This window comes from Citrobacter sp. CK185 (genome assembly GCF_030333565.1).
Lineage (GTDB): Bacteria > Pseudomonadota > Gammaproteobacteria > Enterobacterales > Enterobacteriaceae > Citrobacter_B > Citrobacter_B koseri.
The window spans coordinates 36,898-50,352 of the sequence record NZ_JAOWFR010000021.1 but is presented as its reverse complement, the minus strand read 5'-3'; the positions used below and the strand labels follow the sequence as shown (position 1 = coordinate 50,352).

Here is a 13,455-nt window from a genome sequence, read left to right as displayed (position 1 = left end):
TCGTTCGTTGAACGAAAGATTTCCAGCCCCGAAGGGCCGGAAGGCTCAATCGAACAAATCAGTTACAGGATATGCGCCTGCACATCCGGGTCTTTGCGATCCAGATAGTGGATGGACTGAATACGGCGGATAGTGCGCGATTTGCCGCGAATCAGCAGCGTTTCGGTGGTAGCGATATTGCCTTTGCGGCTAATCCCCTCCAGCAGATCGCCTTTGGTGATCCCGGTGGCGGAGAAGATGACGTTATCGCTGCGCGCCATTTCGTCCAGACGCAGCGCTTTACCGGCGTCAATGCCCATAGCTTTACAGCGTGCCAGCTCCTGCTCGCCAATGCGGCGGTTCTCTTCGCTGTCGCCTTTGACGTTGTGACGCGCCAGCAGACGGCCCTGCATGTCGCCATCCAGCGCACGAATCACCGCTGCGGAGACAACGCCTTCCGGCGCGCCGCCAATGCCGTACAGCACATCCACTTCACTGTCTGGCATACAGGTCAGAATAGAGGCCGCCACGTCGCCATCAGGAATGGCGAATACGCGCACGCCAAGCTGCTGCATCTCTGCAATCACCGCGTCATGACGCGGTTTGGCCAGAATCGTAACCGTCAGTTCGCTGAGCGGTTTGCTGAGGGCGGCTGCGATGTTACGCAGGTTGTCCGCCAGCGGCAGATTCAGGTCGATAGATCCTTTAGCGCCCGGCCCGACGATCAGTTTTTCCATGTACATATCCGGCGCGTTGAGGAAACAGCCTTTGTCGCCGACCGCCAGAACTGCCAGCGCGTTCGCCTGGCCCATCGCCGTCATACGGGTGCCTTCGATAGGGTCGACGGCGATATCTACCGCATCGCCACGGCCGGTGCCGACTTTCTCACCGATAAACAGCATGGGCGCTTCATCAATCTCGCCTTCGCCGATGACAATGGTGCCGTCAATATTGACCTGGTTGAGCATAATACGCATGGCGTTTACCGCTGCGCCGTCAGCGGTATTTTTGTCGCCGCGTCCCAGCCATTTATAGCCAGCCAGCGCCGCCGCTTCCGTTACGCGGGAAAATTCGATGGCAAGTTCTCGTCTCATAGCAAACTCGTAGCAGAAAGGAATGGCGCGAAGTGTAGCACAGGGGAGGGTGGGAATAATTGATATGCTTGGGGGTTACTTCCGCACAGATAACTTGCCGGGTGGCGGCGTTGCCTACCCGGCCTACACAAGCATGTAGCATGTAGGCCGGATAAGCGAAGCCGCCATCCGGCAGATCAGTATTACTCTTCGTGGTCTTCCCACGCCAGGGCGCGTTTGACCGCTTTTTTCCAGCCGCTGTAACGGAAGTTACGCTCGGTGGTTTCGATGCCAGGACGGAATTCACGCTCAATGACCGCTTTTTCCTGCAACTCATCCAGGTTCTGCCAGTAACCCACCGCCAGACCTGCCAGATACGCCGCACCCAGCGCCGTCACTTCGCGCACTTCCGGGCGCTCAACGCGCGTACCAAGAATGTCTGACTGGAACTGCATCAGGAAGTTGTTGGCAACCGCGCCGCCGTCAACGCGCAGGGCGTGCAGGCGAATACCGGAGTCCGCCTGCATCGCTTCCAGCACGTCGCGCGTCTGGTAAGCGATCGATTCCAGCGTTGCACGGATGATGTGGTTGGAGTTTACGCCACGGGTCAGACCGAAGATGGCGCCGCGCGCATACGGGTCCCAGTACGGCGCGCCCAGACCGGTAAAGGCCGGAACAACATATACGCCGTTGGTATCTTTCACTTTGGTGGCGAAATATTCAGAGTCGAATGCGTCGCTAATGAGTTTCATCTCATCACGCAGCCACTGAATGGATGCGCCAGCCATAAACACCGCCCCTTCCAGCGCGTAGTTCACTTCGCCGGTCGGGCCGCAGGCGATGGTGGTCAAAAGTCCGTTTTCGGACTTAACCGCTTTCTCGCCGGTGTTCATCAGCATAAAGCAGCCGGTGCCGTAAGTGTTTTTCGCCATCCCCTCTTTGACGCACAGCTGGCCGAACAGCGCCGCCTGCTGGTCACCGGCGATCCCGGCGATTGGAATACGCGTGCCGCCTTTACCCCCGATGTTCGTCTGGCCGTACACTTCTGAAGAACGACGCACTTCCGGCAGCATGGCGCGCGGGATATCCAGCGCATCCAGCATTTTGTCATCCCAGTCCAGGGTATGGATGTTGAACAGCATGGTACGTGAAGCGTTGGTGTAATCCGTGACGTGTACGCGTCCCTGCGTCATTTTCCAGATAAGCCAGGTATCCACTGTACCGAACAGCAGTTCACCGCGACGTGCGCGCTCACGGGAGCCTTCTACGTGATCGAGAATCCACTTCACTTTGGTGCCGGAGAAGTACGGGTCAATCACCAGACCGGTGTTGTTGCGGATGTAATCTTCCATGCCGTCACGCTTCAGGCGTTCGCAGATTTCGGCGGTACGGCGGCACTGCCAGACAATCGCGTTATAAATCGGTTTGCCGGTTTCACGTTCCCAGACGATGGTGGTTTCACGCTGGTTAGTAATACCGATTGCTGCGATCTGATCGGAACTGATGTCTGCTTTCGCCAGCACTTCAACCAGCGTTGAGCTTTGGGTGGCCCAGATTTCCATTGGGTCGTGTTCTACCCAGCCTGCTTTCGGGTAGATTTGCTCAAATTCACGTTGCGACACGCTAACGATATTCGCATCGTGATCCATCACGACGGCGCGGGAGCTGGTGGTGCCCTGGTCGAGCGCAACGATATATTTTTTCTCAGTCATAATTTTTTTGTCCCGTAGTCACATTACAGCGAAGCTTTTTGTTGTGCGGTAGTGGTGGTGTCCTTCTCTTCAACCACGCAAGTATCACACGGCAAATGGCGGCCAATCAGTTTACGATAGGCGAATGCGCCCAGAATGGCGCCCGCAATCGGGCCGAACATCGGCACCAGGAAGTAAGGAATATCCTTACCGCCAGTCAAGGCAACGTTCCCCCAGCCAGCGAGCCAGGCGAACAGTTTCGGGCCGAAGTCACGCGCCGGGTTCATCGCAAACCCGGTCAGTGGCCCCATAGAGGCGCCAATTACTGCGATCAGTAAACCAATGAGCAGAGGAGCCAGTGGGCCGCGCGGCACGCCGTTACCATCATCGGTCAGCGCCAGAATAAGCCCCATCAGAATAGCGGTAATTACCATCTCAACCGCGAAGGCTTGCACAAAATTGATATGTGGATTTGGATATGTTGAGAAAGTGCCAGCCAGATCAACACTTTCGATACTGCCACGGACGATGTGGTGCGTTTGTTCAAAATCAGCGAAAAGATTGTAGTAAAGCCCGTAAACTAATGCCGCTGCGCAAAACGCGCCGGCAACTTGAGAAATGATAAAAGGAACAACTTTGCGTTTGTCGAAACAGGCAAACAGCCACAGTGCGATTGTTACGGCTGGATTTAAATGTGCGCCGGAGACACCTGCTGTCAGGTAGATAGCCATCGCCACCCCCAGACCCCAGATGATACTGATTTCCCACTGACCGAAAGTAGCACCTGCTACTTTAAGAGCAGCGACACAACCCACACCGAAGAAAATCAACAACCCAGTACCGAGAAATTCAGCAATGCACTGGCCTTTTAAGGTTGATGTTTGACTCATAATCGGATCCTGAAGAGAGTTTAATGTTTATTGTTTGCGAAGAGGTCACTGACGCCTTCGATGCCTGTAGGCATACTGTTAATTTATCGTTAACGAGCAAAAACGAGAAATATCGAAATCAAAATGTGTGTACTGCGTCAATAAAATGAGCGTTATCGCGCCATGAAGCGCGTTTTACGACAAACCAGGAGTGTGAGCTGAATCATTTCATTAACCAATATGTTAACACTTTAGAGTTATGTGAGTTATGTCACCAGGACAAGGATGAAAAGTGTTGCAAACCGCAATCTACGCGGTATGTCGCTGGACAGGGATGGCGCGGCTTCATACAATCGGCACTATATATTGTGCGCGTTTACGTGAAGCGTCGCCTTGCAATTCAGGAGAGGTATGGCCATGTCATTAGAAGTGTTTGAGAAACTGGAAGCAAAAGTACAGCAGGCGATTGATACCATTACGCTTTTGCAGATGGAAATCGAAGAGCTGAAAGAAAAGAACAACAGCCTGGCGCAGGATGTACAGTCTGCTCAGCATCAGCGTGAAGAGCTGGAGCGTGAGAACAACCATCTGAAAGAACAGCAGAGCGGGTGGCAGGATCGTTTGCAGGCGCTGCTGGGTCGTATGGAAGAAGTCTGAGCCGTAGCAGTGTTGGCTGCGCTCAGCGTTGTAGGCCGGATAAGGCGTAAGCCGCCATCCGGCACTGCAATATCGCCTGATGGCGCTACGCTTATCAGGCCTACAGTCGGCATCGTTTATGAGCGGCAACGCAATAAAAAAGGCACCTTACGGTGCCTTTTTTGATCACTCGATATCAAGTGGGTCTTCGGAGAGGATTATCCCGGTATTGTCGGCGTAGAGATGATCGCCGGAGAAGAAGGTCACGCCGCCAAAATTGACGCGGACGTCGCTTTCCCCAATTCCTTCACCTGCGGCGCCTACCGGAATCGCGGCAAGCGCCTGGATGCCGATATCCAGCTCTTCCAGATCGTCTACCTGACGCACCGCGCCGTAGATGACCAGCCCTTCCCATTCATTCTGCGTAGCCAGACGCGCCAGTTCGGCGTCGACCAGCGCGCGACGGACAGAACCACCGCCATCGACCAGCAGAATGCGACCACGGCCATTCTGTTCGAGCAGATCGTAGAGCAACCCGTTGTCCTCGAAACATTTTACCGTGATGATTTGTCCGCCAAACGACGACCGTCCTCCAAAGTTAGAGAACAGTGGTTCCACGACGTTGACATCTTCCTGGTAGATGTCACAAAGCTCGGAAGTATCGTATTTCATAGGCTTAACGTTCAGTTGCTGCGAGAATTTTTAGTATATCGCGCTATGCGTACTGTTTGCAAAATCATCAATTGTTCATTGATATTTGTCAGTTAAACCGCCCACTGGCTTAAGAAAATCCCGACGACAAACAGCAGGTTAGTCAACAGCGCGGCTTTAACGGTACGTTCCAGCATCGGGCGCATCGCAGCGGGTTCCATTTCGCGCATCACATAACGCGCCTGTTTAATCAGTAACGGTGCGGCCAGGATGAACAGCCATCCCCACAGGCTTTGCAGTGAAATCAGGTTAAACAGCGCCAGGCAGACCAGTGAACCCATCAACAGGCAGGCGTGATAACGACGTGCGTTAACCGCGCCTAAACGTACCACCAGCGTGTTTTTACCGTTTTCTTTATCGCTGTTGATATCGCGCAGATTGTTGATGTTGAGCACGGCGGTCGCCAGCAGTCCGCAGGCGGTAGCAGGTAAGATAAGCGCAGGAATGAGCGTATGCGCCTGTAGATACCAGCTGCCCATTACGCTGAGCCAGCCAAAGAACACCAGCACGGAAATGTCGCCCAGACCAATATAGCCGTAAGGACGGTTCCCGACGGTGTAGGTAATCGCGGCGATAATCGACAGGCCGCCCAGCACCAGGAATCCGACAAAATCCGCCAGCGTATGACATGCGACAGCCACCAGCGCCAGACCGGAGAGGCAAATCAGCGCCACGGTAATGATCAGCGCCCGCTTCATCTCCTGCCGGGTGATCACCCCTTTTTGCATCCCGCGCAGCGGCCCGATGCGGTCAGGCTTATCACTGCCTTTGACGGCGTCGCCATAATCGTTGGCAAGGTTCGATAAGATTTGCAGCAGCCCGGCGGTGATCAACGCCAGCAGCGCAACCAGGGGATCGAAGTACCCTTGCCACCATGCCAGCGCTGTACCGACGATGATTGCCGCAAACGCGAGCGGCAGCGTTTTCGGTCGTAAACTTTCCAGCCAGGCCTGGGAGCGGCTAATTTGTTGTTGTTCAGTCATATTTAGCGCCAATAAAAATGGGGCTTTTCAGCCCCATCAACAGTGATGAAAATGCATTGAACGCGATTATAGGATAAAACGACTCAGATCTTCATCTGCGACCAGCGCATCCAGATGTTTGCTCACATATTCCGCATCAATTGTTATGCTCTGACCATTCAGATCGCTGGCGTCATAGGAGATATCTTCCATCAGACGTTCCAGAACGGTATGCAGACGACGCGCACCGATGTTTTCGGTGGTTTCGTTTACCTGCCATGCCGCTTCGGCAATGCGTTTGATGCCGGACTCGGTAAACTCGATGTCCACGCCTTCGGTCGCCATCAGCGCTTTGTACTGAACGGTAACGGACGCATTCGGCTCGGTGAGAATGCGTTCGAAATCTTCCGTCGTCAGCGCTTTCAGCTCAACGCGAATCGGCAGACGCCCCTGCAACTCGGGGATCAGATCAGACGGTTTCGCCACCTGGAACGCGCCGGAGGCGATAAACAGGATGTGGTCGGTTTTCACCATACCGTGCTTGGTAGAGACGGTGCAGCCTTCTACCAGCGGCAGCAGGTCGCGCTGTACGCCTTCGCGGGAAACGTCCGGGCCAGAGGATTCGCCGCGTTTACAGATTTTGTCGATTTCGTCGATAAACACGATCCCGTGCTGTTCAACGGCGTCGATAGCTTCCTGTTTCAGCTCTTCCGGGTTCACCAGTTTGGCCGCTTCTTCTTCAATCAACAGCTTCATCGCGTCTTTGATTTTCAGCTTACGCGGTTTTTGTTTCTGGCCGCCCAGGTTCTGGAACATGGACTGCAACTGGCTGGTCATCTCTTCCATTCCCGGAGGCGCCATAATTTCAACGCCCATCGGTGCGGCTGCGAGATTGATCTCAATTTCTTTATCGTCGAGTTGGCCTTCACGCAGTTTTTTGCGGAATGCCTGGCGCGCGGCGGACGGCTCTTGCTGTTGCTCAGCCTGACCCCAGTTATTTTTCGCCGGAGGGATCAGCGCGTCGAGAATACGCTCTTCCGCCATTTCTTCTGCGCGGTAGCGGTTTTTCTCAATAGACTGAACGCGCACCATCTTGATCGCGGAGTCGGTCAGGTCGCGGATAATGGAATCCACTTCTTTACCCACATAACCGACTTCGGTGAATTTTGTCGCTTCAACTTTGATGAACGGCGCGTTGGCCAGTTTTGCCAGGCGACGCGCGATTTCGGTTTTACCTACGCCGGTCGGGCCGATCATCAGAATATTTTTTGGCGTCACTTCATGGCGCAGCTCTTCGTTGAGCTGCATGCGGCGCCAGCGGTTACGCAGTGCAATCGCCACGGAACGCTTGGCGTTGTCCTGGCCAATGATGTGCTTGTTCAGTTCGCTGACGATTTCGCGTGGGGTCATTTCAGACATGGGAGATCCTTACGCTTTAGACGGTAATTCTTCAATGGTGTGGAAGTGGTTGGTGTAAATGCAGATATCGCCTGCAATATCCAACGCCTTTTCAGCAATTTCGCGGGCGCCCAGTTCGGTATTTTCTAGCAGTGCGCGTGCCGCAGCCTGGGCGTAGGGACCACCGGAGCCGATAGCAATCAGATCATTTTCCGGCTGTATGACATCGCCATTACCCGTGATGATCAGTGAAGCGGTTTCATCTGCGACGGCCAGCAGCGCTTCGAGCTTGCGTAGCATACGGTCAGTACGCCAGTCTTTCGCCAGTTCAACGGCGGCTTTGACCAGGTGGCCCTGATGCATTTCCAGTTTACGCTCAAACAGTTCGAACAGCGTGAATGCGTCTGCCGTTCCCCCTGCAAAGCCCGCAATGACTTTATCGTTGTACAGACGGCGAACTTTCTTCACGTTGCCTTTCATTACGGTATTGCCCAGTGTGGCCTGACCATCACCGGCGATTACCACATGGCCGTTACGGCGTACGCTTACTATTGTTGTCACGAGCAGACCCCTTGGTTACAAATGCAGAATACAGGCCCCGCACGCGGTACGGGGCATAATGCAAATATAAATGGGGGGGATTTTGGGGGTTTCAACCCCCGGAGGCGAGTCGAATGCAGTTTGTGTGACCCGCCATCTTCAGGCGGTTAAGGGTGCTGTCTGCATTCTCTTTGCCTTTGACTGGGCCGATGACCACACGATTCCAACCGTTGTTGGTGGTGATTTTGGAGTCAAAGCCTTCAAAAGCCAACTGGGCGCGCACGGTTTCCGCTTGCTCGGCGCCTTTGAAGGAGCCGCATTGCACCATCCAGCGACGTTCATCTTTTTTCTCTGCCGTCTGTTTTGGCGCTTCAGGTTCACGCGCGATCGGCGCGGCCTGCTGCGTTTTAGGCTGAGAAGTCGTGGTGTGCGCAGGCGTCTGCAACAGGTCCTGATAAGGCTGCTGGGATGTCGTCTGCTTCGGCTGCTGCGTCTGGCGTGGCTGCTGTGCAGGCGCAGTCTGCGCCGTACGCGGTTGCTGCTGTGGCTGTTGGTACGGTTGCTCCGTCACGCGTGGCTGCGTACGCGGCTGTTGAACCGGCTGGGTGTTAGCCCACTGCTGCTGTTGTACCTGCTGCTGTGCCTGACGCTGGCGCTGCAATGTCTGCTGACGCTGTTCAGGCGTCTGTTCGTTCCACGGCACTTCGTTAAGCTGGGTCGGCTGCTGGCGCATATCCGCCTGCATTTGCGCCAGTAGCTGACGCTGCTCGCTGGTGAGCTGCTCCGGGTTCATCACTTCGCCGCCCGCAGAAGGCTCGGTTGGCGCACGCACGCCCGGCTGGCGGCTTTCCAGCTCTTTAATGTAGCGCCAGCGCTCTTCCGGCTTCGGCGGCAGCCCGTTGCCGGTCACTTTCTGGCTTTGCAGCGTTTCGGACTCTTCTTTTTTGTGATGAGTAATGAAGTACAGACCCCCGATAAAGGCCACAAGGACAGCCGCCGCAATAGCGACCATTGCGGGTGAAACCGCAGGCGTGTTGCGTTGCTTTTTCCGTGAGGTGCTCTTTTTGCGCCGCGAAGGTGCCGGTTGACCGCGACGTACATAATCTCGTTGTGCCACTATCGTTTCGCTGTATTTATTCGTTCGTCAGCCCGCCATGTTACTTAAGCGGCGGGCTTTTGACCAGATAGGTGAGTCTTAAAGGTTTAAGTTAAGGCTCGCGTCGAACCACGAATAATTAACTCGCAGTCCAGCAAGCGCGAGCCGCTGCTGACATTTTGCCCCTGTAGCTGGTCGAGCAAGAGCAGCATTGCTTCGCGCCCGATATCGAAGCGCGGCTGTGAAACTGTCGTCAGAGGCGGGTCGCAAAATTCCGCCAGCGCAATGTTATCAAAGCCAATGATGGACAGATCGTCAGGGACTTTCAGACCATGACGCTTGGCCCAGGAGAGCGCGCCGAGCGCCATAACGTCGCTGTGACAGAACACGGCGGTCGGAGGCTGCGGAAGCGCAAGCAGCTGTTGCAGCGCGTGACCGCCCGCCTCGTAGGTGAAATCGCCCCGGGCGATATAATGCGGGTCGACGGTAATGCCGCAGCGACGCAGCGCCTGCACATAGCCTTGCAGACGGTAGTGGCACAGCGGCATCTCCTCCGGCCCGGCAATGCATCCGATACGCTGGTGGCCCTGTTCATGCAGATAATTCACGGCGTTAAAGGCCGCAGTCAGGTTATCAATATGAACGGTAGGCAGCTCCAGCTCCGGCGCGAATTCGTTGGCCATCACCATCGGCGGCAGATTTCGTTGTTCTTCAATGCTGGCGTCGAACGGCAGGCGTGAACCGAGCAATAACATGCCATCAATTTGTTTGGTGATGATCAAATTGATAAAGGTCTTTTCTTGCTGATTCTGGTGCGCGCAGTCACCAATCAACACCAGATATCCGTGGCTTGCGGCGGTAACCTCAATGCCCCGGATGATTTCACTGAAAAAGGGATCACAAATATCCGGGACGATCACCAGGATGGTGCGTGATTCATTCCGTTTGCTATTTCGCCCCATTGATTGCGGTAAATATCCCACCTCCATCGCCGCCTGTTCAACCCGGTTACGGGTCGACTGGGAGACTTTATCCGGGTTCATTAACGCACGGGACACGGTTGCTGTTGAGACTTTCGCCTTCATAGCAACATCTTTCATTGTAGCGGCAGCAACCTGTTTCTTCGGTTTCACACTCTCTCCTCGCCTGGGAAATCAGGCGCAGAACTATCCTTGTTTAACTCACATCGAAAACATTTTTATCAGATAGTTAATGGAAGCGGTTACAGAATTTTCATAAAAAGTGTGATGGATATTTAATTTTACGATCCGCCTCGCATCGTGACCCGTTATCCCTCAATGGGATCGACATCCAGCACCCATTTAACCTTGCGGGATTCGGGTAGCGTATTGATGAGCGCCAGCGTGCCGCTGACGATATGTTGCAGACGAATTCGCGACGGATGCTGCAACAAAATTTGCCAACGGTAGCGGCCGCCGCGTTTTGGCGCGAGCGCAGGCACCGGGCCTAATACCCAGAGCTTGTCATCCGCAAGCGGGCTGGCCTGAATCAGATTACGCAGCTGTTGCAGGAACACCGGCGCCTGCTGGTTGTTATGATCTTCCGCCCGCACAATCACATGGCTGGTCCACGGCGGAAGTTGCAGCGTTTGCCGCTCGGCCAGCGCCTGTTCAGCAAAAGCGTCATAGCCTTTGTGCAGCAAGGTTTGCAGCAAAGGGTGCTCTGGATGGTGGGTCTGCAATACCACCTCGCCCTGTTTTCCGGCGCGTCCGGCGCGGCCGGAAACCTGAGTGTAAAGCTGGGCAAAACGTTCCGCCGAACGGAAATCCGCCGAGAACAGCGCGCCGTCAACGTCCAGCAGCGCTACCAGGGTGACGTCCGGGAAATGGTGCCCTTTCGCCAGCATTTGCGTGCCGATCAAAATGCGCGCGCCGCCGCGATGGACTTCCGCCAGATGCTGCTCCAGCGCGCCTTTACGGCTGGTGGTGTCGCGGTCGATGCGCGAGACCGGCACGCCGGGAAAGAAGGGCGCCAACGCCTGCTCAAGCTGTTCTGTCCCTAACCCAACCGGCACCATATGCGTGGAGCCGCAGGAAGGGCACTGACGCGGTATCGGGCGCTGGCTGTCGCAATGGTGACAGCGCAGGTGGTGTTGCGCCTGGTGCAACGTGTAATAGTGATCGCAGCGCGGACATTCGGCAATCCAGCCGCAGTCGTGGCATAACAGCGCAGGAGCAAATCCCCGGCGGTTAAGGAAGAGAATGACTTGGTTATCTGCCTGCAGGTGCTGATGCATACGGGCGATAAGCGCGGGAGCCAGCCCGGCCTGGATCTTCTGGCCTTTTAAATCCAGCACATGCTGGAGGGCAGGGTGTGCGTTGCCTGCCCGGCGCGTCAGGCGCAGCATGCGGTACTTTTTTTGTCGCACGTTGCATAACGTCTCCAGCGCCGGTGTTGCCGAGCCGAGAATAATCGGGATTTGTTCGCTGTGAGCGCGGTACACCGCCAGGTCGCGGGCGTGGTAACGCCAGCCTTCCTGCTGTTTATAGGAGCTGTCATGCTCTTCGTCGATCACAATGACGCCGAGGTTTTTAAACGGCGTAAACAACGATGAGCGGGTGCCGATGACAATCGCCGCCTCGCCGTTTTTGGCTTTCAGCCAGGCTGAGAGACGTTCGCTGTCATTTAACCCGGAGTGCAGAACTTCGACGGGGGCGTTGAAGCGCTCGCGAAAGCGGGCGATGGTTTGCGGCGTCAGGCCAATTTCCGGCACCATCACCAGCGCCTGTTTGCCCTGAGCGAGGACGTTTTCCAGTACGCTGAGATAGACCTCTGTTTTACCGGAACCCGTAACGCCCGCCAGCAGCCAGGCAGAAAAGCTGTCCGACGCGCTGTGGATGGCGCCAACGGCGGTGGCCTGTTCGGTATTGAGACGCAGCCGATCGCCACAGACGGCGTAATGGGTGCGCCAGTCGCTAAAGCCGGGCGTTTCGCTCGCCAGCTCGCACAGTCCTTTTTTACGCAGCGCCTGGAGCGCCGCGTCATTAAATTCAAGATCCGCCACCTGGTCGCGCCAGATCTTCCCCTGCCGCAGCGCGGCCAGCGCCTGTTGCTGTTTAGGCGAGCGCTTCAGGCTATTGAGATCGATAGCGTGGCCGTCTTCGGTGGCGAACCAGTACCACATCGGCGCGTTGCTGGCGGGTTTCCCCTGGCGCAGCAAAATCGGCAGAGCGTGAAACAGAACGTCACCCATTGGATGGTGGTAGTAATCCGCCGCCCAAAGCAGCAAACGCCAGACGGAGGGCGAAAAGACCGGCTCGCTGTCCAGTACCTCAACGACCGCTTTCAGTTCGTTAAGCGGCAGTTCGCTTTGTTCGCTGACCGACACCACAATCCCGACGCGTTCCTGCTGTTTGCCAAACGGCACGCGCACCCGACACCCGGCTTTGACGGTCATGCCTTCCGGCAAGAGATAGTCAAAGGTGCGGGGTAGCGGAACGGGCAAGGCAACGTGCGCGACGGGCATGTAATCATCCTGGCTGACTTGAATTCTGGCGGGTTAGTATACACATTGTGATGAGGGAGCGCGGATCAGTTTGCATACGCTGGTCAAATTCTGTATGATTCGCCGCCTTTGATACACATTTGTATCATCGACCTATACTATCAACATCGCGTGGTGTCTGGCGTTAGGGCTGGAAGAGCGACGCGGCCTTAAACCGAGGTTTCCCCATGAAAAAAGATATTCACCCGAAATACGAAGAAATTACTGCAAACTGCTCTTGCGGTAATGTCATCAAAATCCGCTCTACTGCAGGTCACGACCTGAACCTGGACGTGTGCGGTAAATGCCACCCGTTCTACACTGGCAAACAGCGTGATGTTGCTACCGGTGGCCGTGTTGACCGCTTCAACAAGCGTTTCAGCATCCCGGGCAGCAAATAAGTTATTGCTGTCAAAGAAAAAAGCGCCGAAAGGCGCTTTTTTTGTCTTTGCCTGATGGCGTTGACGCTTATCAGTACCTGCGGTACTGAATCCTTCCGCCGCTATCCGGCAAAAAAATCAATACTCCCACGTATCCGGGTCGATCCCCAGTTCACGCATGATGATTTTGGCCTCTTCCGGTATTTCATCACTGCGCTCTTTACGCAAGTCTTCATCGTTCGGCAATGGTTGCCCGGTAAAGGCATGCAGAAACGCTTCACACAGCAGTTCGCTGTTGGTGGCGTGACGCAGGTTGTTCACCTGACGACGCGTGCGTTCATCGGTGAGGATTTTTAACACCTTCAGAGGAATGGAAACCGTAATCTTTTTGACTTGCTCACTCTTCTTACCGTGCTCAGCGTATGGGCTGATATATTCGCCGCTCCATTCAGCCATGAGATACCTTTAATCTTCTCGTCATTAGTTAAGGGCCAGAATCGTCGTGCCTGGCCGTAATCCCGCATAGTTTACCGTACAGGCGATATCGTGACACGGGTTAAGCGTCTGTAGATGTGCGCTAATGCATATAATTTTAACGGCTATTTCCAGTTTGCT

At 55.1% G+C, this 13,455-nt stretch carries 13 protein-coding genes; 2 read left to right on the top strand and 11 right to left on the bottom strand.

Annotated elements, in window-relative coordinates; all coding sequences use genetic code 11:
* Positions 1-62 precede the first annotated feature (62 nt).
* The 3 genes from glpX to OGV79_RS05355 form a co-directional block, all read right to left on the bottom strand.
* Positions 63-1,073, bottom strand: coding sequence for a class II fructose-bisphosphatase (glpX, locus tag OGV79_RS05365; protein WP_112001490.1), 1,011 nt, complete (start codon positions 1,071-1,073; stop codon positions 63-65).
* Positions 1,074-1,255: 182 nt separating this feature from the next.
* Positions 1,256-2,764 carry a glycerol kinase GlpK gene (gene glpK, locus OGV79_RS05360; protein WP_012133870.1) on the bottom strand — a complete coding sequence of 503 codons (1,509 nt, stop codon included), beginning with the start codon at positions 2,762-2,764 and terminating at the stop codon, positions 1,256-1,258.
* Between the two features lie 23 nt (positions 2,765-2,787).
* Entirely contained in the window at positions 2,788-3,633 is an 846-nt protein-coding gene (locus OGV79_RS05355) for an MIP/aquaporin family protein (protein WP_012133869.1), read from the bottom strand.
* A 390-nt stretch (positions 3,634-4,023) separates the two neighbouring features.
* On the opposite strand from OGV79_RS05355, the gene zapB reads away from it, so the two are divergent.
* Entirely contained in the window at positions 4,024-4,269 is a 246-nt protein-coding gene (gene zapB / locus OGV79_RS05350; RefSeq protein WP_012133867.1) for a septal ring assembly protein ZapB, read from the top strand.
* Positions 4,270-4,434: 165 nt separating this feature from the next.
* Here zapB and rraA read toward each other — a convergent pair whose 3' ends face one another.
* From rraA to priA, 7 genes are all read right to left on the bottom strand, one after another.
* Positions 4,435-4,920, bottom strand: a complete 486-nt coding sequence (rraA, locus tag OGV79_RS05345; RefSeq protein ID WP_012133864.1) for a ribonuclease E activity regulator RraA — start codon at positions 4,918-4,920, stop codon at positions 4,435-4,437.
* Between the two features lie 92 nt (positions 4,921-5,012).
* Positions 5,013-5,942 carry a 1,4-dihydroxy-2-naphthoate polyprenyltransferase gene (menA, locus tag OGV79_RS05340; RefSeq protein WP_047459819.1) on the bottom strand — a complete coding sequence of 310 codons (930 nt, stop codon included), beginning with the start codon at positions 5,940-5,942 and terminating at the stop codon, positions 5,013-5,015.
* 66 nt (positions 5,943-6,008) lie between these two features.
* Positions 6,009-7,340: an ATP-dependent protease ATPase subunit HslU gene (gene hslU, locus OGV79_RS05335; RefSeq protein WP_012133861.1), complete on the bottom strand. Its 1,332-nt coding sequence runs from the start codon at positions 7,338-7,340 to the stop codon at positions 6,009-6,011.
* Between the two features lie 9 nt (positions 7,341-7,349).
* Positions 7,350-7,880, bottom strand: a complete 531-nt coding sequence (gene hslV, locus OGV79_RS05330) for an ATP-dependent protease subunit HslV (RefSeq protein ID WP_012133860.1) — start codon at positions 7,878-7,880, stop codon at positions 7,350-7,352.
* A 91-nt stretch (positions 7,881-7,971) separates the two neighbouring features.
* Positions 7,972-8,976 (bottom strand): cell division protein FtsN, encoded by a 1,005-nt coding sequence (ftsN, locus tag OGV79_RS05325; protein ID WP_024130660.1) that lies wholly within the window; start codon positions 8,974-8,976, stop codon positions 7,972-7,974.
* A gap of 86 nt (positions 8,977-9,062) precedes the next feature.
* Entirely contained in the window at positions 9,063-10,088 is a 1,026-nt protein-coding gene (gene cytR, locus OGV79_RS05320; RefSeq protein WP_012133858.1) for a DNA-binding transcriptional regulator CytR, read from the bottom strand.
* 155 nt (positions 10,089-10,243) lie between these two features.
* A complete protein-coding gene (priA, locus tag OGV79_RS05315; RefSeq protein WP_286468049.1) occupies positions 10,244-12,442 on the bottom strand; it encodes a primosomal protein N' in 2,199 nt (732 codons plus the stop codon).
* Positions 12,443-12,648: 206 nt separating this feature from the next.
* On the opposite strand from priA, the gene rpmE reads away from it, so the two are divergent.
* Complete coding sequence (gene rpmE / locus OGV79_RS05310) at positions 12,649-12,861, top strand: 50S ribosomal protein L31 (RefSeq protein WP_024130659.1); 213 nt, start codon at positions 12,649-12,651, stop codon at positions 12,859-12,861.
* 117 nt (positions 12,862-12,978) lie between these two features.
* Here rpmE and metJ read toward each other — a convergent pair whose 3' ends face one another.
* On the bottom strand, positions 12,979-13,296 hold the full coding sequence (metJ, locus tag OGV79_RS05305; RefSeq protein ID WP_012133855.1) for a met regulon transcriptional regulator MetJ: 318 nt from the start codon (positions 13,294-13,296) through the stop codon (positions 12,979-12,981).
* Positions 13,297-13,455: the final 159 nt, after the last annotated feature.

Bases quoted from the DNA above. Each gene is read 5' to 3' on its own strand.
- glpX (WP_112001490.1), bottom strand. From the start codon at position 1,073: ATGAGACGAGAACTTGCCATCGAATTTTCCCGCGTAACGGAAGCGGCG.
- glpK (WP_012133870.1), bottom strand. From the start codon at position 2,764: ATGACTGAGAAAAAATATATCGTTGCGCTCGACCAGGGCACCACCAGC.
- OGV79_RS05355 (WP_012133869.1), bottom strand. From the start codon at position 3,633: ATGAGTCAAACATCAACCTTAAAAGGCCAGTGCATTGCTGAATTTCTC.
- zapB (WP_012133867.1), top strand. From the start codon at position 4,024: ATGGCCATGTCATTAGAAGTGTTTGAGAAACTGGAAGCAAAAGTACAG.
- rraA (WP_012133864.1), bottom strand. From the start codon at position 4,920: ATGAAATACGATACTTCCGAGCTTTGTGACATCTACCAGGAAGATGTC.
- menA (WP_047459819.1), bottom strand. From the start codon at position 5,942: ATGACTGAACAACAACAAATTAGCCGCTCCCAGGCCTGGCTGGAAAGT.
- hslU (WP_012133861.1), bottom strand. From the start codon at position 7,340: ATGTCTGAAATGACCCCACGCGAAATCGTCAGCGAACTGAACAAGCAC.
- priA (WP_286468049.1), bottom strand. From the start codon at position 12,442: ATGCCCGTCGCGCACGTTGCCTTGCCCGTTCCGCTACCCCGCACCTTT.
- rpmE (WP_024130659.1), top strand. From the start codon at position 12,649: ATGAAAAAAGATATTCACCCGAAATACGAAGAAATTACTGCAAACTGC.
- metJ (WP_012133855.1), bottom strand. From the start codon at position 13,296: ATGGCTGAATGGAGCGGCGAATATATCAGCCCATACGCTGAGCACGGT.